Genomic DNA, 20,291 nt, shown 5'->3' with positions numbered 1-20,291 from the left:
AGGCTAAAATGCCACCATGCCGCGCCTGGTGGCCTTGGTCAAGGGAAGGGTACAGGGAGTGGGGTACCGGGCCTTCGCCCAGAAGAAGGCCCTGGAGCTCGGGCTTTCCGGCTATGCGGAGAACCTCCCCGACGGCCGGGTGGAGGTGGTGGCGGAAGGCCCTGAGGAAGACCTCCTCACCTTCCTCCACTACCTCAAGCAGGGACCCCGCCTGAGCCGGGTGGAGGAGGTGGAGGTCCAGTGGGCCGAGGAAACCGGCCTAAAGGGGTTTTACGTGTACTGAGGAGCCTGGGCCCACGGCTGGGGCCGCACCCCCACCCTTAGGAGGGCCTCCGCCAGGGCTTTCCTCAGCTCCGGCACCCCCGTACCCTTCAAGGCGGAAACCGGCACCCCACCCAGCCTCTCCTGAAGGTAGAAGAGGTCGTAGGGGGCCGCCCGGTCCACCTTGGAGAGGGCCAGGACCCGGGGGGCCTCCACCCCCAGCTCCGCCAGAAGCTCCTCCACCACCCGGTACCGCCCCATGGCCCCTTCCTCCGAGGCATCCAGGACGTGGATGAGAAGATCGGCCTCCCGCACCTCCTCGAGGGTGGCCCGGAAGGCGGTGAGGAGCTCCTTGGGCATCTGCCGAATGAAGCCCACGGTGTCCGTGAAGAGCACCTCCCCCACCCCCGGCAGGAAGCCCCGGCGGGTGAGGGGCCTTAGGGTGGCGAAGAGCTTGTCCTCCCCCGGCTCCCCGCCCCGGGCCAAAACCTGGAGGAGGGTGGTCTTGCCGGCGTTGGTGTAGCCCACCACGGCGATGAGGGGCATACCCCGGCGCTTCCTTTGCCGCCTGGCCTCCTCCCGGCGCCGGGTGAACTCCTGGAGCTTGTGGCTTAGGTGGGCGATCCTTTCCTGAAGCCTTCTCCTGTCCACCTCCAGCTTAGTTTCCCCGGGCCCCCGGGTGCCGATCCCACCTCCCAGGCGGCTCAGCTCCTTCCCCTTCCCCACCAGGCGGGGGAGAAGGTACCTTAGCTGGGCCAGCTCCACCTGGGTCTGGGCCTCGGGGGTTTTGGCGTGCAAGGCGAAGATGTCCAGGATGAGCTGGGTCCGGTCCAGGACCTTAAGGCCCGTGACCTTCTCGATCTCCCGGGCCTGGGTGGGGGTGAGCTCCAGGCCGAAGATGAGGGTGGAGGCGTTTTCGTGGTAGGCCAGGCTCTTCAGCTCCTCCAGCTTGCCTAGCCCCACCAGGTACCGGGGGTCCAGGTGGGGACGGAAGACCAGCACCTTCTTGACCGGCACCCCACCGGCAGTGCGGGTGAGTTCCGCGAGTTCCGCCAAATAAACCTCGGCCTCGGGACCTTCCCCCCGGTCCACCCCCACCAGGATGGCCCGCTCCCCGCTTCCATCCACCAGCTCCCGCACCCGGGCCTGGCGGGCCATCTCCTCCTCCAGGGCCTCCACCTCCGCCTTGTGGTCAAAATCCAGGTACTGGAAGTAGGGCTTGGGAGGAAGGATACGCCAGTCCTCCTCCAAGGCCTTGGGCGGGGAGAGGAAGGCCAGGTGCAAGGTGGTGGGCCTTCCCCCCTCCACCTCCAAGGCCGCTAAACTGTCCAGCCGGTTCAGGAAAAGCACCGAAAGGTCGGGACGGGAAAGCCCTCCTTTGGCCAGGTGGGTGTGGAGGAGCCGAAAGCCCGATAGCCTCCTTTCCCCCCGGGTCCCCTCGGGGATGGGCAGGTCCTTGGCATCCCCCACCCCCACCCGCACCACCCGCCCCTCCCGGTCCAAGAGAAGGCTTATAGGCCTCCCAATCTCTTGGGAGAGCCCGGCCAAGGCCTGGGCCAATTCGGGGGTGAGGACCCTCTCCGGGGGAATCCGCCTGCGGTACAGGTTGGAAAGCCTCTTTAGCTCGCTCTTCTTGAGTCCCTCGGTCTTGCCGAAGATCTTCTCCAATGCTCCTCCAGTATACCAAAACCCGCCCCTGGCCCTAGATTGAAAAAGGTGCGCTGGCTCGTTTTGGCCCTCCTCCTGGTCCCGGCCATGGCCCAACCGGCCTACGGCTGGATCGTGGTCCTGGGGGCGGCCCAGTACGGGGGCAAGCCCTCCCCCGCCCTGGAAAGGCGCCTCGAGGCGGCCTTGGCCCTCTACCAAAGGGGCCTTGCCCCCAGGGTGGCGGTGGCGGGGGGCAGGCTCCCCGGGGACCGTTACAGCGAAGGAGAGGTGGGCTGCCGCTACCTTAGGAGTAAGGGCATACCCCGGGAAGCCCTCCTTTGCGAAACCCAAAGCCAGACCACCTACGAGAACCTCCTCTTCCTCAAGCCCCACCTTTCCGGGCGCATCCTCCTGGTCACCGATGCCCCCCACCTGCCCCGGGCCCTTTTCCTGGCCCGGCTTCTGGGCCTAAAGGCGGAGGGCCACCCGGTGGAGGGACCCTACCCCCTGGGGTACTGGCTGAAGGAGGCCCTTTACCGCCTTTGGCTCTACCTGGGCCTGAAACCCCTCCCCGGAGGGCACGGCCTCAGGAACCCCCCTCCAGATGCCTCAAGGAGTCCAGGTACCCCTGCAAAAGGGCCTTGAGTTGCGCCACGAAAAGGGCCTTCTCCTGCTTAGCCCGCTCCACCTCCCCCTTCAAGCGCTTAAGCTCCTCCGCCGCCTCCTTGAGCACCTGGTCCTTGGCCGCCAGGGCCTCCTTCCTGATCAGCTCCGCCTCCCGTTCCGCCTGGGCCTTGAGCTCGCGGGCGATGCGCTCCGCCGCCACCACCGCCCGCTTTAACTCCCCTTCCGCCTCCTTCAGGCGGGCCACTTCCTCCTCCAGCGCCCTAAGCCTTTCCTTAAGTCCCTCATTCTCCTGGATGAGGCCCTCCATGACCTCGGCCACCCGGGCCAAATAGCTCCTCACCGCCTCCTTCCGGTAGCCGCGAAGCCCGGTGGGAAACTCCTGGTAGCGAACATCCAAGGGAGTTAGGTCCATGTGCACCTCAGTCTACAAAAAGCGCACGGCCCACCCGCACCATGGTGGCCCCCTCCTCGATGGCGATGGGGAAATCGTCCGACATGCCCATGGAGCGCTCGGGAAGGCCATAGCGGTCGGCGAGCTCCGAAAGCCTCCGGAAGATGGGGCGGACCACGGCCTCAGGGCCCATCGGGGGCACGGTCATGAGGCCCAGGACCTCCAGGTGCGCCATCTCCCGCACCCGGGCCAGGGCCTCGGGCAGTTCCTCCTCCAAAAACCCGTGCTTCTGGGGCTCCCGGCCCAGGTTCACCTCCACCAGAACCCTAAGCTTTACCCCCTGCTTCTCCCCCACCCGATCCAGGGCCTCCGCCAGGCGAAGGGAGTCCAGGGAGTGGATGAGGGCAAACCGGGGGGCGAACTTGGCCTTATTGCGCTGTAAGGGACCGACGAGGTGCCACTCCGCCCCTAGAAGCTCCATCTTCTTCAAGGCCTCCTGTACCCGGCTTTCCCCCAGGGGGAAGGAACCGTAGCGGAGGACCTTCTCCCTGATCTCCTCCACGCTCCTTCCCTTGGTTACCGCCACCAGGCGCACCTCCCTGGGATCCCGCCCCGCGCGGCGGCAGGCGGCCTCCATGGCCTCGAGGACCTCAGGAAGCCCCATGGCCTAAAGCTCGGCCAGGATACCCCGCACGAAGCGGCGGAAGATGGGCCCGGTCTTGGCCGCCACCGCCAGGACCTCCTCCTCCGTGGCGTGGTGCTCCCTTTCCGGCACCGCCATGTCCGTGATGGTGGAAAGGCCCAGGACCCTGGCCCCCAGGTGCCTTAAGGCGATAACCTCGGGAACCGTGGACATCCCGATGGCATCGGCCCCAAGATCCCTGAGCACCTTCAGCTCGGCCCGGCTGGCGAAGCTGGGTCCCATGAACCAGGCGTAGACCCCCTCAAAGAGGTGGAGGTCCTGCTTCCTGGCCACCTTACGGGCCAGCTCGATGAGACCCGGGTCATAGGCCTCGAACATCACGGGGAAGCGGGGGCCCAGGCGCTCGTCGTTTTTCCCCCTAAGGGGATTGGTCCCGGCGAAGTTGATGTAGTCCAGGTGGAGCATGATCCCCCCGGCCTGGAACCTGGGGTTAAGCCCTCCCGCCGCCGAGGTGAGGATGAAGGTCTTGGCCCCCAGGAAATACCCCACCCGCACGGGGAAGACCACCTCCTCGGCGCTATAGCCCTCGTAGTAGTGGACCCGGCCTTGGTAGACCAGAACCCGCTTGCCTTCAAGCTCCCCTAGAATCAGCCTCCCCGCATGCCCGGGGGCGGTGGAAAGGGGAAAGTGGGGGATCTCCCCATAAGGGATCTCCGCCTCCTTGGCCACCTCCTCCGCCAAGGGGCCAAGCCCCGAGCCAAGGACGATCCCCACCTCCGGCACAAACCCGGTCTTGGAGCGGATGTAGGCCACGGCCTCCTGGATCTTGTCGTAGACTTCCATGACGAACATTCTACTCTCACGCCCTCTTCACCCACCTCTGGTAAGCTTTCGGCCATGAAGCGGCTTTTTGCCCTGGCGTTCCTGGGCCTTCTGGCCCTGGCAGCCCCCATCCGCGAGGTGGCGGTGGAGGGAGGCGACCCCGTCCTCCAGGCCCTGGCCCGGGCTGCTTTGCCCTTCGGCGCAGGGGATGAGCCAGGGGACCTCGAGGAGGCCAGGAAGGCCATTCTGGCCACCGGCTACTTCCAGCAGGTGGAGGTCCGGCTGGAAGGGGATGTCCTCTGGGTCCGCCTCACTCCCTACCCCCCCATCGGCCAGGTGAGGGTGGAGGGCAAGGCCTTCCCCCAAGAGGCCCTCCTGCGCTTTCTGGAACAGAACTTCGCCATCGGCCCGGAGGCCACCTATAACCCCATCCGGGCCGGGGAGGCCGCCAAAGCCCTGGCCGAGGCCTACCGGCAGAATGGCTTCCCCTTCTCCCCCAAGGTGGAGGTGGAGGCCAAGGAGGAGGCGGGCAAGATGGCCCTCACCTTCCGGGTGGAGGAAAGCCCGGAGGTGAAGGAGGTCCGCCTTACAGGGGTGAGCCTTCTACCCGAGGCCGAACTCCTAAAGACCCTGGAGCCCCTCAAGGGCCCCTTTGACTTCGCCAAATACCAGGAGGCCTTAAGGGCTCTCGCCGCCCGCTACGAAAAAGCGGGCTACCGCTTTAGCGGCCCCGATCCCCAGGGAAGCCGCCTCGAGGACGGCCTCCTCACCGTGGCGGTGCGGGAGCTTAAGGTGGTGCGCATAAAAGGGGAAGGCCTGGACCTCACCGGCTTTCCCTTACGGGTAGGGGACTACCTCCGCTACGACCTCCTTCTGGAAGGGGTACAGGCGCTTTCCAAAAAGCTTTCCCGGGTGGTGAACTTCAACCTCACCCCCGAGGGGGAAGGGGTGGCGGTGGAGCTAGCTCTCGGCCCGGAAGGCGGGGTGATCGAGCGGGTGGAGATCAGGGGCAACACCGCCTTCCCCACGGAAACCCTCCTGGCCCTCCTCCGCCTAAGGCCGGGGGAGGTCTACACCCCCGCCCTCGCCCAGGAGGACGCCCGGCGCCTCGCCAGCTACTACCAGGAAAACGGCTACGAGGTGGCCGACGTGCGCTTTGGCTTCCAGGAAGGCGTTTTCCGCCTGCAAGTGCTGGAGCTCAAGATCGGGGGCTACCGCCTGGAGTGGCAGGGGGACCACCGCACCCAGGAGGAGGTGATCCTGAGGGAGCTTCCCAAGCCAGGGAGCCTCTTCAGGGTGGCCGCCCTACGCCAGGGTATCGCTCGCCTCATGGCCACGGGGCTTCTCTCCGAGCCTCCTGGGGTGCGCCTGGCCCCTGGAGAAAAGGAGGATGAGGTGGTGGTGGCCCTCTCCCTGAAGGAGGCCCGCACCGGGCTCTTCCAACCCGCCTTGGGCTGGAGCTCCTTGGAGGGGTGGTCGGGAAGCGTCTCCTTTAAGGAGATCAACCTCTTTGGTCTGGCGCACCAGGTGGGAGCAGACTTGGCCTTTATCCAGAACGACGCTAAGGACAACCTCTCCCTCTCGGTCAGCTACGCCATCCCCTGGCTCTACCTGGACTACTGGGACCTTAAGGAAGTGCGCACCAGCCTTTCCTTCAGCCTCTTCTCCACCCCCATCGGCAACAACAAGCTCCTGGACGGCAGCACGGACACCGGCTGGGAGTACACGGAAAGGCGCACCGGCATTGGGTTCTCCCTTTCCCGTCCCTTCTCCCAGGAGTTGGAAAACCTGCGCCTATCCCTGGGGCTTTCCGCCAGGCGGTCGGCGTATGCCCTCGAGGTCTTTGATCCCAACGCCCCCTGCGACCCCGCCGCTGGCTCCAGCGACCCCAAGTACTGCGACAATACCGGGTACAAGAACCCCGCCCTGGCGCAAAGCCTCCTCCCCACCCCCGGCTGGACCCTGAGGCTGGACACCGGCGTCACCTACACGGACGTGGACAACCCCCGCTTCCGCACCCAGGGGTACGAGGCGGGCCTCAGCACCGGCCTCGGTCTTTCCTTCCCCGACACGGGGGGGCGGAGCTTCTTCGTGCCCCTGGTGGCCACAGGCAAGACCTACTACGGCCTGGACCAGGAGAAGCGGCAGGCCCTGGCCTTCCGCCTCTCCGCCGGCACCCTCTTGGGCTTTCCCCCGGAAAGCGAGCGCTTCTTCCTCTCCGGGGGTGGGGCCGAGGCCTTCCTCCTCAGGGGCTACGAGGACCGCAAGTACGGAGGGCTTTCCTTCGCCACGGCCAGCGTGGAGTACCGCTACAACTTCAACCTCTCCCCCCAGGGAGGCACGAACCTCTACGGGATCCTCTTCGCCGACCTGGGGCTTGCCGACAACACCGGCGGGGTGAAGTGGGGGGCGGGCCTGGGCTTCCAGCTGGACCTGGACCTCTTCGGGGCCCTTCTTCCCTCCCTGCGCCTGGACTACGCCTTCAGCCCGGAAAGCCCCACGGGAAGGCTTCACTTCCGCATCGGGCCCATGTTCTAGAATGGGCTTGTGGCCCAGGAAGTCTTAAGCCCTAGCCTCGAGGCCCTTGCCCAAGTGTGCCGCCGCTACGGCGTGCGGCGCCTTTGGGTGTTCGGTTCCTTTGCCCGGGGCGAAGCGGACGAACAAAGCGACCTGGATCTCCTGGTGGAGTTCTACCCTGGGCAGGTGCCCGGCCTAGACTTTATCCGCTTAGAGGAGGAACTTTCCCGCCTCTTTGGCAGACGGGTAGACCTCCATACGGCGAAGAGCCTGAGCCGCCACTTCCGCGAGGAGGTCCTAAAGGAGGCCAAACCCCTCTATGAGGAAGGCCAGGCTCTCTGACCAGGCCCGCCTTCTCCACATGCTTGACGCCGCCAAGAGAATCCGGGAGCTGTCCCTCCATGTAGACCTCGCAGCCTTGGCCCCCGAGGACATAACTGCCTTGGCCGTGGTCCGCCTTCTGGAAATCCTAGGGGAAGCAGCCAAGGGCCTTTCCCCTGAGTTACAGGGCCGGTACCCTCATGTCCCCTGGCGTAGCATCGCTGGCCTGCGCAACCGGCTTATCCATGAATACTTTGACGTAGATATGGAAATCGTCGCTGCCATCGCCCAAAAAGACATACCTGTCCTCATCCAGCAGCTGGAAGCCATCCTGGCGGAAGAGGAAAAGGGATCATAGTTGCACCAAGGCACAGCCTACCGCAAACTGTTCTTGACGCTGGCGGCGTCCCTGCCATGAAAGCCTACCTCGGCCTCTACAGCGCCCGGCTGGAAACCCCGGCAAGGAGCCTTAAGGAAAAAAGGGCCCTGATCAAGCCCGCCCTGGAACGGGTCAAGGCCCGCTTTCCCGTTTCCGCCGCCAGGCTTTACGGCCTGGACGCCTGGGGCTTTGAGGTGGTGGGCCTGAGCCTCCTGGGAAACGATCCCGGCTGGGTGGAGGAAACCCTACGGGAAGCCGCCCGCTTCCTGGCCAGCCAGGGGGGCTTCAGCGTGGCCCTCGAGGCCTTTCACCTCGAGGCCATCGACCTAGACGGCCTGGTCTAGATCCCCAGGGCCTTTCTTACGATCCGGCGCCCCTTGACTGCGCCAGCTTGGGGCTTACCCCACCGGGGCCCCCACCCTGGCTTCGCCAGGGTGGGTTGGTGCTAGACCCGCTCCACCGCCACCGCCACCGACCCCCCGGTCCCGTGGCAGATGGCGGCGAGGCCCCGCTCCTCTTCCTTCACCCTTAGGGCGTTGAGGAGGGTGACCAGGATCCTCGCCCCGCTTGCCCCAATGGGGTGGCCTAGGGCCACCGCCCCCCCGAAGACGTTGAGCCTCTCGTAGGGCACCCCCAGGAGGCGGTGGAAAAGGACGTTATTGAGGGCGAAGGCCTCGTTGTTCTCAAAGAGGCCAAAGTCCGTAACCCGCAGGCCGAGCCGGTCCAGAAGCCGCTTGGCCGCGGGGATGGGGGCCTCGGGGAAGCGCCAGGGTTCCCCGGCGGCCCAGGCCCCGCCCAATACCTTGGCGATGGGTCTAAGCCCGTGGGCCCGCACCGCCTCCTCCGAGGCGAGGAGAAGCGCCGCCGCCCCGTCGGAGATCTGGCTGGAGTTCCCCGCGGTGAGGATCCCGTCCTTCTTGAAGGCGGGCCTGAGGGCGGCGAGGGACTCCGGGGTGGTCTCGGGGCGGATCCCCTCGTCCCTTTCCACCACCACCGGGCCCTTCTTCCCGGGGAGCTCCAGGGGGGCGATCTCCCAGGCGAAGAGGCCCCCCTCCGTGGCCTCCCAGGCCCGCTTATGGGAGAGGTAAGCGGCCTCGTCCACCTCCTCCCGGCCCACCCCGTGGTCCTGGGCCAGGCGCTCCGCCTGCTCCCCCATGGCCTCTCCCGTGAAGGGGTCAGAGAGCCCATCCCGAAGGAGGATGTCCGCTAGCCCTTCCGGCGCCCCCATGAGGAACTTGTACCCCCACCTTGCCCGGTGGGAGAGGTAGAAGCCCGCCTGGCTCATGGACTCCATCCCCCCGGCGAGGACCAGGTGGGCCTCCCCCGTGCGCAGGAACTGGAAGGCGTTTAAGACCGCCATCATCCCCGAGGCGCAGACCATGTCCACCTGGTACCCGTCCACCTCCTTGGGGATGCCCGCCCTCAGGGCCGCCTGCCGGGGAAGGAGCTGCCCGTGCCCGGCTCTCAGCACGTTGCCAAAGACGTAGAGGTCCAACTCCTTCCCCTCCACCCCCGCCCGGGCCAAGGCTGCCCGCATGGCATGGGCCCCCAGCTCCACCGGGCTCACGTCCTTAAGCGCCCCCCCAAACTTCCCGATAGGGGTGCGCACCGCGGATACGATATAGACCTCAGGCATGGGGACATCATACCTCTTCGTGCCCAGGCAAAGACGTAGCGCCAGGTATACTGCCCCCAGATGAGGATGCGGGGGTTTACCTTGTTGGAACTCCTGGTGGTCCTGGCCCTCCTTGGCGTGGTCTTTCTATTCCTCCCCGGCACCCTTCAAGCCAGCGTTTACCGCCACCGGGCGGCCGTTTCTGAAACCCGTGCCTTCCTCCAAGGTGCCCGCACCGAGGCCATCCGGCGGGGAACCATGGTGGCCGTGGTGCAACCCCATGGGCAGGAAAACCGCCTCCTAGCCTGCCTGGATACGAACCACAATAGCGACTGTGATCCAAACGAGGCTCCCTTGCGCACCTTAATCCTGCAAAGCTCCACCCTAGAGCTTCGCTCCGGCTTCCACCCCGGCCTGCGCTTTAACGCTCTGGGGCAACTGAACACCGGGGCCAGGCTGGTGGTGCGCACCGCTGGCCACGCCACCGCCCTCTGTCTCAGCTTGGCAGGTCGGGTGCGGGAATCTCCAGGAGGCCAGTGCTAATCCCCCAAACGGGGGATGTGCTCCCCCTCCTCTGGCCTCATAGTGGGAAGCGATGAGGTCTGGCTTTTCCCTGCTTGAGCTCTTGGTGGTCCTCGGCATCCTTGCGGTGGTGGGTCTCCTGGGCTACAGCAACTTTGCTCCTGCATACCGCCTCCAGGCGGCGGCCACGGAGCTGCAAAAAGCCCTCCAAACCGCTCGCACCGAGGCCATCCGCCGGGGGGATGCCGTCACCGTGGAAATGGCGAACGGGGAGCTCCTGGTGAAGGTGGGAAGTCAGACCCTGGCCCGCTTCCGTCCTCAAAACTACGGGGCCACCCTCCAGGCTCCAGTCCCAGGTTCCTTTACCCTCAACGCCCTGGGACGTCCCGGTGATGAAACCAAGAAGGAGTTCACCCTAGCCATGGGGAACCGAACCCGCTCCCTCACCTTGGAGGCCAGTGGGCGCATCCACTGAGGTGAAGTATGCGTGCCCAAGGACTTACCCTTCTAGAAGTGATCCTGGCCATCGGGGTGCTCGCCATCGTGCTTCTGGCCTTCACCGGTTTGCAGATCACCAGCCTGCGAGCCTCCGCCCAGGGACGAATTACCCAGGCCATGGTGCGGGAAGCGCAAAACTTCCTGGAGACACTGAGGGCAAACCCCACCTCCATTCCTGGCCGTTGCACCCAGACCCTCTCCTTAGGAGGCACCAGCGCCTCGTGCCAGTACATCCCGTGCTCCCTCAACGGAACCTCCCTGAACTGCACAACGGGTGTCAGCAACCCAAGGGCCTACCGGATAACCCTTGAGGTACCCGCAAATAGGCCCCGAATGACCTTGGAAACGGTGGTGTACGTGCCATGAAACGGAACCATGGCTTCTCCCTTGTGGAACTGCTGGTAGCCCTGGCCATCCTTGGGCTTCTCCTGGGAGCCGTGCTGGCCTTTACCCAATCCTCCTCCCGCCTGGAAAGAGGGCAGAGGGCCCTGGCCCTCTTAGCCGAGGACTTAAGCCTCACCGCCACAGTCCTGGCCCGGGAGGTGTACCTGGCGGGATACCAGATGCAAGCAGGAAACCCCCTGGTCGTGCAAGGGGGGAACACCCTGACCCTTCGCTTTTTCTGTGAGGGTGGGATGGAGATCTTCTGCTCCACCGCCACCATGAACCAGGTCCGGACTGTCCAGTACAAGCTGGACGGAGGTACCCTTTACTGGGGTGTCTGTCCCGGAGTAACCTGCACCCCAACCGCCACCCACCCAGTACTGGATGGGGTTTTACACTTCCGCATCGCCTACCTATCTGGAGGAAACTGGTCCGCAACCGATCTCACAGTGAACGCCGGCCCTCAAGGCACCAATCCCAAGGTGGAGGCCCTAGCCCTTTACCTTTTGGTTCAGTCCCCCTTGCGCACGGGGGCAAGGGGCTTTACTCCAGGGGATACGATTGCCTGGACTACGGTTCCTAATGGGAACAGCCTAAAGGCTCAACTGGATCTCCCTTCCTCCGCGGGCGGGGATGGCAGGCCGGTAGCGGAGAGGCTTGTGCTGGTGCAGACCCCAAATCTGATGAGGTAGGAGGTGAGGAAATGACGAAAAAAGGGATTGCGCTGGTTAGCGTCCTCGTGGCCATGGTGGCCGTGCTGATGATGGCTCTGGGGATGAGCTACCTCGCTGAGGCCAACCTTTCCACGGGCCGCAACCTGGCCCAGCAGGCCGTAGCCCGCCAGCGGGCCGAGGCTGGGATCGACCACGCCTTGGCCTATCTGCGAGTAAACCCTAACTTCGCTGAAACTCGTTCCGTGAGCGGTAACGGCTACACGGGTACCATCACACCCCTCGTACCCGGAGAAAAGTACCGCATAGAAAGCACCGGCACCTTTCAGCAGGCAAGGCACGCGGCCGTAGCCGAGGTGCGGATAGAAGTTATTCCCACCCAACGCCAGAACCCCCTGTTCGGGAATGGGTGGATAAGCGGCGGACGCATCACGGTCAACGGGGGCGTAGATCTCCACGCAAGCCGCTTGCATGCCGACAAGGGATATGCGAATCTCTCTGGCCAAATTCAGGTTTGTGACGAGAACGGGCAGAACTGTAAAAACTTGAACCAGGTTTCTCCTCCCCCCATCACGGGTGGAGCCGGGGTAGGTGACACCCAGTGCAACGCTTCAGGGACTAACCGTGTAGTTTGCCAAGGCAACCAGCCCCGCTACCAGGTATGCCCCGTCTACCAGCAACCTTCTGATCCAACCTTTACGTGCCAGGACGCCATCACCGGGGAGATCAAGCGCTGGGACCAGGCCTACCGGATTACCACCCCAAACGTGAACAACCTTAGCGAGCAGGCCCTTGGCGTGCGGGTGTCCAGCGTAATCCCCGATGCCCGCCAAAAAAATCTTTGCCAGGTCGAGTTCACCTCCTTAGACCCCGGCCAACCCACAGAACTAACTCGGTTTCTCATTGCAAGAAACGTCACGCCTGTGGGAAACGATACCAATACGCTCTTGAGGCAGGTTCTTCCCTTGCTCTCCGGCTTAAGGGTTTGCGTACAGGGTAACGTCACCCTGCCGGGCGGTACCACTCTTAACAGCGCGACCTTCTATGTGGGAGGTACTTTCCAGGTTAACGGATCGGCCAATCTTCAGGACGTGAAGGTAGCCGCCCAAGGCGGTCTGAATCTGGGTGATGTCCAGGCCACCAACAGCAAGTTTTTCACAAACGGCAATATCAACCTAAACAACAAAGCCCTCTTCCAAGGGGACTCCACTATTGCCAGCATTCAGGCCATTACCTTCAATGGACGGGCAAACCTTCTCAACAACCGTGCCCTAGCCATCATCAGCCAGGGGGATATCACCTTTAACGGCAGGGCAGATACCCACGCCTTCATGTGGGCAGGTGGACAAATCACCTTCAACGGCACGGGAACCTTTATCGGCGGTGCTGTAAGCATCGGGGGCACCATCAGAAACGGGGGCGGGCAGTTTTCTATCCGAAACTCCAATGCGGAGAACTCTGACCTTCCCCAGATTGAAACGGATGGAGGCCCTGCTCCCAGGGTAACCTTCCGGCGGTGAAACATGGGGTTTTCACACCCCTTTCACACCCCTCCCCCATCCTGAGGCTGTACCCCCCCAAAAGGGGGGGTTGACAGCCGGAGCAAGGCCCCAGAGAATGCAGGGTGAAGGGGGGTGAGAGGAGCGTTAACGAAGGAAGCAATTGGTTGGGTGGTTAAGCAGGCAGGTCGGCAACAGGCACTCATGGCCGCGCAATACCATAAGAGCGCGGGAAACCTTAAGGAGGTAAGAAACCTATGCGTAACGCAAAAGGCTTTACCCTGATTGAGCTCTTGATCGTCATCGCCATCATCGCTATTCTGGCTGCCGTTCTGATCCCGAATCTGCTTGGCGCACGTAAGCGTGCCTTTGACGCTGCTGCTTTACAGTGCGCCCGTGCGATCGCCTTGACTGCAGAATCGCTCCGTACGAGCGCCACCGACTTAAACTACTCTTTCGATCTGACCGACGTGGAAGACATGGACCCCAAGTCGTGTGATGGCATGACCATCACAGGTCTTCCCGTCAGTAACCAGGCCACGTTTACTGTTACGGTCAAACACCCAAATGGCTCGAAAACGTTCACTGTGGAGGGGAAAGCAGAGGGTGTCACGGTGCAATAGTTTACGTTTTCTGCAAACATCCATGGTGGCTTAGTTAGTTTAAGGTTCATGCAGGGGAATTTGGGTTTCCCCTGCATACCTTTTCTATGTAACTGGACCTACCCGGTCTCCACCTCCACCGATAACAGAGGGCTCACATCCAGGCTCAGCTTACCCGCGATGAGTCCCCGTCGGCGTGGGTAGAAACTCAACCCCAGCACCCGGCCTAAGAGGTGGCCTTAAGCTCCACCCCCTCGTAGATCTCCTCCAGGGAAAGCCCCACGCCCAGGCAGGGAACCCCCAAGCCTCCCTCCCCCATCTCAGGCCCCAAGGCCTGGTACAGCCAACCCTCTGGCCCCCGGAAATAGGCCTCTACCCGGGGCTGGCGGTTATCCACCAGGAGGTAGGCCTGGAGGCTTGGCAGCTTTAGGTATCGCCAAAGCTTCTCCCGGCGGTCAATGCCTTCCGTGCTATCGGAAACCACTTCCACCAAAAGGCAAGGGCTCTCCTCATAATGGGTGTGAGGAGGAGCACCGACGCAAACCAGCATGAGGTCGGGATAGTAAAAGGTGTTCTCCCCGATCCTAAGCTTGACGGTCTCGGTGTAAAGGCGGCATCCCCGCGCGCGGGCGTGGGGCCTCAGCAGGGCGTAGAGGTTGCCCACCAGGAGGTTGTGCACCCGGCTGTCCCCAGCCATAGCGTAGGGCACCCCCTCCACCAGCTCGTGCCGTTCGGGCTGGGCCTCTTCCCAGGCCAGGTATTCCGCGGCGGTGAAAAACTTAAGGGGCTTCGCCGCTTGGGCCATCGGTTCCCATTCTATCCGTAGGGAACATGGTACACTATAAGCCGTGCAGGTGAAAGACGAGCTACTATCTCTCATAAAGCAACTGCCGGAGGAGCTTCAGGAGGAGGTGGCGGATTTCGCTCGATTTCTCCTGGCTAAGCGGCGCTCTGACGAACAGGCCTGGCAACACTTCTCCATCCAACAAGCGCTGCGGGATCTTCCTGAAGAGGATTACTCCGAGTCAGATCTAAAGGAGCGATGGTAAAACCCGGTAGCGTGGAAGAAAAGCTCTTACTGGGCAAGCTTGGCGAGATTTCCCCTGAACGCTTCAGGAAAATTGTCCATCGCCTCTGCAGCTGGATCACTGCTTCCTTGCCCGGATAGCCCTCCGAATCCACCTTGGGCCGCCTCTACCCAAAGGGGACCAAAGTTCTCCTCCTGCTCAAGCCGCACCCGCCCAAGGCGAAACGCCTCCAAAAGGGCGGCAAAGCCCATGGTCTTCTCCTCCCAGGTTCTTAAGGGAAGAAGGTGGAAGGGAAGGCGTCCTTTCAAGAAGCCCTGAAGCCGAGCCCAGGCCTCCACGAGGCCAAAGCTCTCTCGGGTTAAGGCCAGGATCGCCCTCCTGAAGGGCCTTGCCGCCTCAGCCAGGACCCTGGGGGGAAGCCGCAGGGCAGGCCTGGGCAAGGGAGGAGGGGGAACGGGAATCAGCCGGGAGCGCTTTCTAAGCCGCTCCTCCAAAAAGGCCACGGTATCCGAAAGGTCCAAAAGAACCCGCACCAGGGGTGCCTCCTCCCCTTCCTCCCTGGGGGTAAAGGCCCTTTCCGGGGAAAGCTTCAGGACAAGAAGCTCCGCCAGGATGGGAAGGAGCTCGCTTCTTGCCCTCAGGTCCTCGGGAACCTGGGAAAGAGCCTGCTCCACGATGAAAAGCACGGGCAAGGCCCTGGGGGAAATGCGCCCCCGTCTAAGGGCCTCCCTCAGCTCCTGGGGCGTGCCGGAAAACCCCGGAAACTCCAAGCGGATCACGAGCGCACCGGGCGCTTTGTAGGGAGAAGAAGCCCCACCTTCTCCCGCACCTCCTCCATGGTGGCCTGGGCCACCGCCCGGGCCCGCCTGGCCCCTTCCAAAAGGGCATCCATCACGTAGTCGGGGTCCTTTTTCAGCTCCTCGGCCCGCTCCCGGATGGGGCGGAGGACCTTCATCATCTCCTCAAAGAGGATCCTCTTCACCGTGAGGGTACCGATCCCAGCCTTCCGGTACTCCTCCTTCAAGGCCTCCACCAGCTCCTTGGGGGCGAAGTAGGAGAGGTAAGTGAAGACGATGGTGCGCCCCGGCTCCCCGGGGTCGGAGAGGCGGATGCGCTGGGGATCGTCGGGAAGGTGGCGGATCTTCTCCCAGATGCTCCCTTCGTCCTCCAAAAGACCGATGGTGTTCCCTAAGGACTTGCTCATCTTGGCCTTGCCGTCTATGCCCGGCACCCTTGGGGCCTCGGGGTTAAGAAGGGCCTCGGGCTCGGGGAAGGTCTCCCCGAAAAGGGCGTTGAAGCGGCGGGCGATCTCCCGGGTGAGCTCGATGTGCTGCACCTGGTCCTCCCCCACAGGGACGGTGTCCGCCTTGTAGATGAGGATGTCCGCCGCCTGCAAAACGGGGTACATGAGAAGCCCGCTCCAGACCGCCTCCTGCTTGGCGGCCTTGTCCTTGAACTGGGTCATGCGGGTGAGGTCCCCCAGGGGGGTGATGGTGGTGAAGACCCAGGAGAGCTCCGTGTGCTCGGGCACATGCGATTGGACAAAGAGGGTGACCTTCTCCGGGTTGAGGCCCGCCGCTATGTTCACCAGAGCCGCCTCAAAAGTACGCTGGGCCAAGGTGGAGGGATCGTAGGCCAGGGGGTTGGTGAGGGCATGGTAGTCCACGATGCAGAAGAAGGCCTCCCGGCCCAACCTCTCCCCCAGCTCCACCCACTGCTTGATGGCCCCCAGGTAGTTGCCGATGTGGATCTCCCCCGAGGGCTGGATGCCGGAAAGCACCCGCTTCATGGCCTAAGTGTAGCAAAAGCTTAGGCCCCCTCGCGGGGGCCTTCTGGTGCCGGGGGCGGGACTTGAACCCGCACGCCCTTGCGGGCACATGACCCTGAATCATGCGCGTCTACCAATTCCGCCACCCCGGCAGACGCAAGGGTCATTGTACGGAAGGGCCCTTTTCCCGTCAAGCCCTAGCGCCAAAGGGTGAGGAGGGCCAGGATTACCGCCAGGGCGCTGAAGTAGAGCATGAGGCGGTTTAGGGCGGTATTGATATCCCCTTTGAGCTCCTGGCGCAAGGAAGCCATATCGGCCCTGAGCTCCTGGCGCAAGGAAGCCATGTCGGCCTTGAGCTCCTGGCGCAAAGAGGCCGAGTCGGCCTTAAACTCCTGACGCAAGGAGACCATTTGCTCCTGCAACCTGCCTTCCAGGGAAGCCATGTCGGCCTTAAGCTCCTGGTGCAAAGAAGCCGAATCGGCCTTAAACTCCTGGCGCAAAGAGGCCATCCCTTCCTGCAACCTGCTCTCCAGGGAGGCCATGCCGGCCTTAAGCTCCTGACGCAAAGAGGCCGAGTCGGCCTTAAACTCCTGACGCAGGGAGGCCACTTGCTCCTGCAACCTGCTCTCCAGGGAGGCGATGTCCGCCTTAAACTCCTGGCGCAAAGAGGCCATCCCTTCCTGCAACTTGCGCTCCAGAGAGGTCACGTCGACCTTGAGCTCCTGGCGGAGAGCCGCCAGGTCGCCCTTCAGCTCCTGGCGCAGCAGGTCCATGCGGTTTTCCAGGGAAGTGATCCGCTCCGGAAGGGTGGCCATCACCCCTTCCACGATCCCCTCCAGCTTGTAAAGCCGCTCCTCGGTGGTCATCTGCCTTCAGGCTAGCATAGCCCTTGACCCTAAGGCAAAGGAAGCGTAGGCTATAGGACAATGCGGCGGGGCTTCCTGCTAGACCTAGGCCGGGCGGGCCCGGCTTAGGGAAGCCCTGTTGCCTTCCCCCGGGCCCAAAACCCGGGGGATTTTTGCAAGGGGAGGGAGCATGGGAAAGACGCTTTACGAGAAAGTCTGGGAGGCGCATGAGGTCAGGAAGCTCCGAAGCGGGCAAAGCCAGCTTTTCATCGACCTGCACCTCCTGCACGAGGTCACCAGCCCTCAGGCCTTCGGGATGCTGAGGGACCTCGGCCTCAAGGTACGCTACCCCCACCGCACCTTCGCCACCGTGGACCACATCGTCCCCACCCACGACCGCACCGAGCCCTTCCAGGATCCTTTGGCCCAAAGCATGCTGGAGGCCCTCCGGCAGAACACCCGGGAGCACGGCATCACCTTCTTCGACCTGGGAAGCGGGAACCAGGGCATCGTGCACGTGATCGGCCCCCAGCTGGGCCTGACCCAGCCCGGCATGACCATCGCCTGCGGGGATTCCCACACCTCCACCCACGGGGCCTTCGGGGCCGTGGCCTTTGGCATCGGCACCAGTCAGGTGCGGGACGTCCTCGCCACCCAGACCCTGGCGGCCCAGAAGCTGAAGGTGCGGCGCATCAACATCGAAGGGAAGCTCTCCCCCGGAGTCTACGCCAAGGACGTGATCCTCCACATCATCCGCCACCTGGGGGTGAAGGGAGGGTTGGGCTACGCCTACGAGTACGGGGGAAGCACCGTGGAGGCCATGGACATGGAAAGCCGCATGACCCTTTGCAACATGTCCATTGAAGGCGGGGCCCGCATCGGCTACGTGAACCCCGACGAGACCACCTTCGCCTACCTCGAGGGCCGCCCCTACAGCCCCAAGGGAGCGGAGTGGGAGGAGGCCAAACGGCGCTGGAAAAGCTTCGCCTCCGATCCCGACGCCCACTATGACGACGTGGTCACCTTCCGGGCGGAGGAGATTCCCCCCACGGTCACCTGGGGCATCAACCCCGGGCAGGCGGTGCCCATAGATGGGCGGATCCCCCTTTTAGAAGAACTCTCCCCCGAGGAGCGCCCCGCGGCCGAGGAAGCCCTGGCCTACATGGGCTTTAAGCCCGGCCAGCCCATCAAGGGGGTGCCCATCCAGGTAGCCTTCATCGGCAGCTGCACCAACGCCCGCCTTTCCGACCTCCGCGAGGTGGCCCGCTACCTCAAGGGCCACAAGGTGAAGAAGGGCGTGCGGGCCCTGGTGGTGCCGGGCTCGGAGTGGGTGGCCAAGAAGGCGGAGGAGGAAGGGATTGCCGAGATCTTCCGGGAGGCGGGGTTTGAGTGGCGGTACCCGGGGTGCTCCATGTGCCTGGCCATGAACCCCGACCGCCTGCAAGGGGATGAGCTGGCCGCCAGCTCCTCCAACCGCAACTACAAGGGCAGGATGGGAAGCCCCAGGGGGCGCACGGTGCTCATGAGCCCCCTCATGGTAGCGGCGGCGGCGGTGACGGGCGAGATCGCCGACGCCCGGGAAGTGTTCGGGATCGGGAGGTAAGCCATGCTGGAAAAGTTCACCACCATCCGCGGTAGGGCGGTGCCCTTAAGGGGCGAGGACATCGACACGGACCGCATCATCCCCGCCCGCTTCATGAAGGTGCTCACCTTTGAGGGGCTGGGAAAGTACCTCTTTTACGACGAGCGCTTTGACGAAAAGGGCCAGCCCAAGCCCCATCCCCTAAACGATCCCAGGTACCAGGGAGCCAGCATCCTCCTGGTGGAGGCGGGCTTTGGCTCCGGTAGCAGCCGGGAACACGCCCCCCAAGCCATCAAGCGGGCAGGGTTTAGGGCCATCATCGGGGAGAGCTTTGCCGAGATCTTCTTTGGGAACGCCACCGCCATCGGCCTTCCCTGCGTGACCTTGGCCCCGGAGGACCTGGCGGCCCTCTTTAAGGCGGTGGAGGAGAACCCGGCCCTCGAGGTGGAGGTGGACCTGGTGAACAAGGAGGTGCGCTTCGCTAATCGCACCGCCCCCCTTTCCATCCCCGAGGAGGCCCGGGAAGCCCTGGTGGAAGGGCTTTGGGACCCCATCGGGGAGCTATTGCAGGCGGGAGAGCTTCTGGACGAGTTCGACCGCCGCCTTCCCTACCCCAGGAGGTCGGAATGAGGATCGCGGTCCTTCCCGGGGATGGGATCGGCCCCGAGGTGACCGGGGCCGCCTTGAAGGTTCTCAAGGTCCTGGACGAGGCCCACGGGCTTGGGCTGAGCTACGAAACCTACCCCTTTGGCGGGGCGGCCATAGACCAGTTCGGGGAACCCTTCCCCGAGGTAACCCGCCAGGGGGTGGAAAGGGCCCAGGCGGTGCTCCTGGGAAGCGTGGGGGGGCCCAAGTGGGATAACCTTCCCCGCAAGATCCGCCCGGAAACCGGGCTTCTCGCCTTAAGGAAAAGCCAGGACCTCTTCGCCAACCTGCGCCCCGCTAAGGTCTTCCCCGGCCTGGAGCGGCTTTCCCCCCTCAGGGAGGAGATCGCCCGGGGGGTGGATGTCCTCATCGTGCGGGAACTTACCGGGGGAATCTACTTCGGGGAACCCCGGGGAATGTCCGAGGCGGAGGCCTGGAACACGGAGCGGTACAGCAAGCCCGAGGTGGAGCGGGTGGCCCAGGTGGCCTTCGAGGCGGCCAGGAAGCGCAGGAAGCACGTCACCAGCGTGGACAAGGCCAACGTGCTGGAGGTGGGGGAGTTTTGGCGCAAGACGGTGGAGGAGGTGCACCAGAACTTCCCCGACGTCTCCCTGGAGCACCAGTACGTGGACGCCATGGCCATGCACCTGGTGAAAAACCCCGCCCGCTTCGACGTGGTGGTTACGGGAAACATCTTTGGGGACATCCTTTCCGACCTGGCCTCGGTGCTTCCCGGCTCCTTGGGGCTCCTTCCCTCCGCCTCCCTGGGCCGGGGTACCCCGGTCTTCGAACCCGTGCACGGCTCCGCCCCCGACATCGCCGGCAAGGGCATCGCCAACCCCACCGCCGCCATCCTCTCCGCCGCCATGATGCTGGAGCACGCCTTCGGCCTGGTGGAATTGGCAAGAAAGGTGGAGGATGCCGTGGCCAAGGCCCTCCTCGAGGCGCCCCCGCCGGACCTGGGAGGCCAGGCAGGGACGGAAACCTTCACCCAGGAGGTGCTCCGCCATCTAAAATAGGGAAA

At 63.9% G+C, this 20,291-nt stretch carries 25 protein-coding genes and 1 tRNA gene; 16 read left to right on the top strand and 10 right to left on the bottom strand.

All coding sequences use genetic code 11. The annotated features are described in order from the left end of the window. Nucleotides 1–16 precede the first annotated feature (16 nt). Nucleotides 17–283: an acylphosphatase gene (locus G584_RS0102045; protein WP_028493109.1), complete on the top strand. Its 267-nt coding sequence runs from the start codon at nucleotides 17–19 to the stop codon at nucleotides 281–283. On the opposite strand, the gene hflX is transcribed toward G584_RS0102045, so the two are convergent. Then, a complete protein-coding gene (gene hflX, locus G584_RS0102040; protein WP_028493108.1) occupies nucleotides 271–1,929 on the bottom strand; it encodes a GTPase HflX in 1,659 nt (552 codons plus the stop codon). The two genes, G584_RS0102045 and hflX, sit on opposite strands and share 13 nt — an antisense overlap. An 87-nt stretch (nucleotides 1,930–2,016) precedes the next feature. On the opposite strand from hflX, the gene G584_RS0102035 reads away from it, so the two are divergent. Then, nucleotides 2,017–2,553, top strand: a complete 537-nt coding sequence (locus G584_RS0102035) for a YdcF family protein (protein WP_051209146.1) — start codon at nucleotides 2,017–2,019, stop codon at nucleotides 2,551–2,553. Here G584_RS0102035 and G584_RS0102030 read toward each other — a convergent pair. Genes G584_RS0102030 through G584_RS0102020 form a run of 3 tightly spaced genes read right to left on the bottom strand, consistent with a single transcriptional unit; the run spans nucleotide 2,495 to nucleotide 4,421 of the window. After that, the gene (locus G584_RS0102030) at nucleotides 2,495–2,947 is read right to left on the bottom strand and encodes a DivIVA domain-containing protein (protein WP_028493106.1); all 453 of its coding nucleotides are present in this window, start codon (nucleotides 2,945–2,947) and stop codon (nucleotides 2,495–2,497) included. The genes G584_RS0102035 and G584_RS0102030 overlap by 59 nt on opposite strands. Before the next feature lie 7 nt (nucleotides 2,948–2,954). Beyond that, entirely contained in the window at nucleotides 2,955–3,590 is a 636-nt protein-coding gene (locus G584_RS0102025) for a YggS family pyridoxal phosphate-dependent enzyme (protein ID WP_028493105.1), read from the bottom strand. Nucleotides 3,591–3,593: 3 nt separating this feature from the next. Further along, nucleotides 3,594–4,421 carry a purine-nucleoside phosphorylase gene (locus tag G584_RS0102020; protein ID WP_028493104.1) on the bottom strand — a complete coding sequence of 276 codons (828 nt, stop codon included), beginning with the start codon at nucleotides 4,419–4,421 and terminating at the stop codon, nucleotides 3,594–3,596. A 45-nt stretch (nucleotides 4,422–4,466) separates the two neighbouring features. On the opposite strand from G584_RS0102020, the gene G584_RS0102015 reads away from it, so the two are divergent. From G584_RS0102015 to G584_RS0102000, 4 genes are read left to right on the top strand one after another with little or no spacing between them, the layout of a single operon-like run. Further along, entirely contained in the window at nucleotides 4,467–6,929 is a 2,463-nt protein-coding gene (locus G584_RS0102015; protein WP_028493103.1) for a BamA/OMP85 family outer membrane protein, read from the top strand. Nucleotides 6,930–6,938: 9 nt separating this feature from the next. After that, a complete protein-coding gene (locus G584_RS0102010; RefSeq protein WP_028493102.1) occupies nucleotides 6,939–7,250 on the top strand; it encodes a nucleotidyltransferase family protein in 312 nt (103 codons plus the stop codon). Then, nucleotides 7,228–7,587, top strand: coding sequence for a HepT-like ribonuclease domain-containing protein (locus G584_RS0102005; protein ID WP_028493101.1), 360 nt, complete (start codon nucleotides 7,228–7,230; stop codon nucleotides 7,585–7,587). The genes G584_RS0102010 and G584_RS0102005 overlap by 23 nt, the downstream gene beginning before the upstream one ends. Before the next feature lie 56 nt (nucleotides 7,588–7,643). Next, nucleotides 7,644–7,952, top strand: a complete 309-nt coding sequence (locus G584_RS0102000) for a DUF503 domain-containing protein (protein ID WP_019551627.1) — start codon at nucleotides 7,644–7,646, stop codon at nucleotides 7,950–7,952. A gap of 101 nt (nucleotides 7,953–8,053) precedes the next feature. On the opposite strand, the gene G584_RS0101995 is transcribed toward G584_RS0102000, so the two are convergent. Beyond that, nucleotides 8,054–9,244: a thiolase family protein gene (locus G584_RS0101995; RefSeq protein WP_028493100.1), complete on the bottom strand. Its 1,191-nt coding sequence runs from the start codon at nucleotides 9,242–9,244 to the stop codon at nucleotides 8,054–8,056. Between the two features lie 60 nt (nucleotides 9,245–9,304). Here G584_RS0101995 and G584_RS0101990 point away from each other — a divergent pair, with 60 nt between their 5' ends. The 6 genes from G584_RS0101990 to G584_RS11855 all read left to right on the top strand — a co-directional run bounded on the left by G584_RS0101990 (nucleotide 9,305) and on the right by G584_RS11855 (nucleotide 13,420). Beyond that, the gene (locus G584_RS0101990; RefSeq protein ID WP_051209131.1) at nucleotides 9,305–9,766 is read left to right on the top strand and encodes a GspH/FimT family protein; all 462 of its coding nucleotides are present in this window, start codon (nucleotides 9,305–9,307) and stop codon (nucleotides 9,764–9,766) included. Between the two features lie 52 nt (nucleotides 9,767–9,818). Next, nucleotides 9,819–10,220 carry a GspH/FimT family pseudopilin gene (locus G584_RS12340; RefSeq protein ID WP_028493098.1) on the top strand — a complete coding sequence of 134 codons (402 nt, stop codon included), beginning with the start codon at nucleotides 9,819–9,821 and terminating at the stop codon, nucleotides 10,218–10,220. Nucleotides 10,221–10,228: 8 nt separating this feature from the next. Beyond that, nucleotides 10,229–10,609, top strand: coding sequence for a type IV pilus modification PilV family protein (locus tag G584_RS0101980; RefSeq protein ID WP_028493097.1), 381 nt, complete (start codon nucleotides 10,229–10,231; stop codon nucleotides 10,607–10,609). After that, nucleotides 10,606–11,319, top strand: a complete 714-nt coding sequence (locus G584_RS0101975) for a prepilin-type N-terminal cleavage/methylation domain-containing protein (protein WP_028493096.1) — start codon at nucleotides 10,606–10,608, stop codon at nucleotides 11,317–11,319. The genes G584_RS0101980 and G584_RS0101975 overlap by 4 nt, the downstream gene beginning before the upstream one ends. A gap of 11 nt (nucleotides 11,320–11,330) precedes the next feature. Continuing rightward, nucleotides 11,331–12,818 carry a pilus assembly PilX family protein gene (locus tag G584_RS0101970; protein ID WP_028493095.1) on the top strand — a complete coding sequence of 496 codons (1,488 nt, stop codon included), beginning with the start codon at nucleotides 11,331–11,333 and terminating at the stop codon, nucleotides 12,816–12,818. Nucleotides 12,819–13,054: 236 nt separating this feature from the next. Then, nucleotides 13,055–13,420, top strand: a complete 366-nt coding sequence (locus G584_RS11855; protein ID WP_038050644.1) for a prepilin-type N-terminal cleavage/methylation domain-containing protein — start codon at nucleotides 13,055–13,057, stop codon at nucleotides 13,418–13,420. 205 nt (nucleotides 13,421–13,625) lie between these two features. On the opposite strand, the gene G584_RS0101960 is transcribed toward G584_RS11855, so the two are convergent. Then, the gene (locus G584_RS0101960; protein WP_028493094.1) at nucleotides 13,626–14,204 is read right to left on the bottom strand and encodes a Uma2 family endonuclease; all 579 of its coding nucleotides are present in this window, start codon (nucleotides 14,202–14,204) and stop codon (nucleotides 13,626–13,628) included. 43 nt (nucleotides 14,205–14,247) lie between these two features. On the opposite strand from G584_RS0101960, the gene G584_RS0101955 reads away from it, so the two are divergent. Beyond that, nucleotides 14,248–14,448, top strand: coding sequence for a DUF2281 domain-containing protein (locus G584_RS0101955; RefSeq protein WP_028493093.1), 201 nt, complete (start codon nucleotides 14,248–14,250; stop codon nucleotides 14,446–14,448). Between the two features lie 26 nt (nucleotides 14,449–14,474). Here G584_RS0101955 and G584_RS11850 read toward each other — a convergent pair whose 3' ends face one another. From G584_RS11850 to G584_RS0101935, 4 genes are all read right to left on the bottom strand, one after another. After that, a complete protein-coding gene (locus G584_RS11850) occupies nucleotides 14,475–15,206 on the bottom strand; it encodes a chromosome segregation protein ScpA (RefSeq protein WP_083964854.1) in 732 nt (243 codons plus the stop codon). Then, nucleotides 15,203–16,216: a tryptophan--tRNA ligase gene (trpS, locus tag G584_RS0101945; protein ID WP_028493092.1), complete on the bottom strand. Its 1,014-nt coding sequence runs from the start codon at nucleotides 16,214–16,216 to the stop codon at nucleotides 15,203–15,205. The genes G584_RS11850 and trpS overlap by 4 nt, the downstream gene beginning before the upstream one ends. A 44-nt stretch (nucleotides 16,217–16,260) precedes the next feature. After that, nucleotides 16,261–16,347: transfer RNA gene (locus G584_RS0101940), tRNA-Leu, on the bottom strand. Nucleotides 16,348–16,392: 45 nt separating this feature from the next. After that, nucleotides 16,393–17,061 carry a hypothetical protein gene (locus tag G584_RS0101935; RefSeq protein WP_028493091.1) on the bottom strand — a complete coding sequence of 223 codons (669 nt, stop codon included), beginning with the start codon at nucleotides 17,059–17,061 and terminating at the stop codon, nucleotides 16,393–16,395. Nucleotides 17,062–17,230: 169 nt separating this feature from the next. On the opposite strand from G584_RS0101935, the gene leuC reads away from it, so the two are divergent. The 3 genes from leuC to leuB are packed head-to-tail and all read left to right on the top strand — an operon-like array spanning nucleotide 17,231 to nucleotide 20,286. After that, on the top strand, nucleotides 17,231–18,643 hold the full coding sequence (gene leuC / locus G584_RS0101925) for a 3-isopropylmalate dehydratase large subunit (protein WP_028493090.1): 1,413 nt from the start codon (nucleotides 17,231–17,233) through the stop codon (nucleotides 18,641–18,643). A 3-nt stretch (nucleotides 18,644–18,646) separates the two neighbouring features. Continuing rightward, the gene (gene leuD / locus G584_RS0101920) at nucleotides 18,647–19,252 is read left to right on the top strand and encodes a 3-isopropylmalate dehydratase small subunit (RefSeq protein WP_028493089.1); all 606 of its coding nucleotides are present in this window, start codon (nucleotides 18,647–18,649) and stop codon (nucleotides 19,250–19,252) included. Then, entirely contained in the window at nucleotides 19,249–20,286 is a 1,038-nt protein-coding gene (gene leuB, locus G584_RS0101915; protein WP_028493088.1) for a 3-isopropylmalate dehydrogenase, read from the top strand. Before leuD ends, leuB begins: the two co-directional genes overlap by 4 nt. The last annotated feature ends 5 nt before the right edge of the window (nucleotides 20,287–20,291 follow it).

Origin of the sequence: Thermus antranikianii DSM 12462 (genome assembly GCF_000423905.1) — a bacterium.
Taxonomy (GTDB): domain Bacteria; phylum Deinococcota; class Deinococci; order Deinococcales; family Thermaceae; genus Thermus; species Thermus antranikianii.
The sequence above is the reverse complement of the archived record's forward strand: the minus strand, read 5'-3'. Positions and strand labels throughout refer to the sequence as shown.

Coding starts and splice junctions, on each gene's coding strand:
- G584_RS0102045 (WP_028493109.1), top strand. CDS start 17: ATGCCGCGCCTGGTGGCCTTGGTCAAGGGAAGGGTACAGGGAGTGGGG.
- G584_RS0102035 (WP_051209146.1), top strand. CDS start 2,017: ATGGCCCAACCGGCCTACGGCTGGATCGTGGTCCTGGGGGCGGCCCAG.
- G584_RS0102030 (WP_028493106.1), bottom strand. CDS start 2,947: ATGGACCTAACTCCCTTGGATGTTCGCTACCAGGAGTTTCCCACCGGG.
- G584_RS0102025 (WP_028493105.1), bottom strand. CDS start 3,590: ATGGGGCTTCCTGAGGTCCTCGAGGCCATGGAGGCCGCCTGCCGCCGC.
- G584_RS0102020 (WP_028493104.1), bottom strand. CDS start 4,421: ATGTTCGTCATGGAAGTCTACGACAAGATCCAGGAGGCCGTGGCCTAC.
- G584_RS0102015 (WP_028493103.1), top strand. CDS start 4,467: ATGAAGCGGCTTTTTGCCCTGGCGTTCCTGGGCCTTCTGGCCCTGGCA.
- G584_RS0102005 (WP_028493101.1), top strand. CDS start 7,228: ATGAGGAAGGCCAGGCTCTCTGACCAGGCCCGCCTTCTCCACATGCTT.
- G584_RS0102000 (WP_019551627.1), top strand. CDS start 7,644: ATGAAAGCCTACCTCGGCCTCTACAGCGCCCGGCTGGAAACCCCGGCA.
- G584_RS0101995 (WP_028493100.1), bottom strand. CDS start 9,244: ATGCCTGAGGTCTATATCGTATCCGCGGTGCGCACCCCTATCGGGAAG.
- G584_RS0101990 (WP_051209131.1), top strand. CDS start 9,305: ATGAGGATGCGGGGGTTTACCTTGTTGGAACTCCTGGTGGTCCTGGCC.
- G584_RS12340 (WP_028493098.1), top strand. CDS start 9,819: ATGAGGTCTGGCTTTTCCCTGCTTGAGCTCTTGGTGGTCCTCGGCATC.
- G584_RS0101980 (WP_028493097.1), top strand. CDS start 10,229: ATGCGTGCCCAAGGACTTACCCTTCTAGAAGTGATCCTGGCCATCGGG.
- G584_RS0101975 (WP_028493096.1), top strand. CDS start 10,606: ATGAAACGGAACCATGGCTTCTCCCTTGTGGAACTGCTGGTAGCCCTG.
- G584_RS0101970 (WP_028493095.1), top strand. CDS start 11,331: ATGACGAAAAAAGGGATTGCGCTGGTTAGCGTCCTCGTGGCCATGGTG.
- G584_RS11855 (WP_038050644.1), top strand. CDS start 13,055: ATGCGTAACGCAAAAGGCTTTACCCTGATTGAGCTCTTGATCGTCATC.
- G584_RS0101960 (WP_028493094.1), bottom strand. CDS start 14,204: ATGGCCCAAGCGGCGAAGCCCCTTAAGTTTTTCACCGCCGCGGAATAC.
- trpS (WP_028493092.1), bottom strand. CDS start 16,216: ATGAAGCGGGTGCTTTCCGGCATCCAGCCCTCGGGGGAGATCCACATC.
- G584_RS0101935 (WP_028493091.1), bottom strand. CDS start 17,061: ATGACCACCGAGGAGCGGCTTTACAAGCTGGAGGGGATCGTGGAAGGG.
- leuC (WP_028493090.1), top strand. CDS start 17,231: ATGGGAAAGACGCTTTACGAGAAAGTCTGGGAGGCGCATGAGGTCAGG.
- leuD (WP_028493089.1), top strand. CDS start 18,647: ATGCTGGAAAAGTTCACCACCATCCGCGGTAGGGCGGTGCCCTTAAGG.
- leuB (WP_028493088.1), top strand. CDS start 19,249: ATGAGGATCGCGGTCCTTCCCGGGGATGGGATCGGCCCCGAGGTGACC.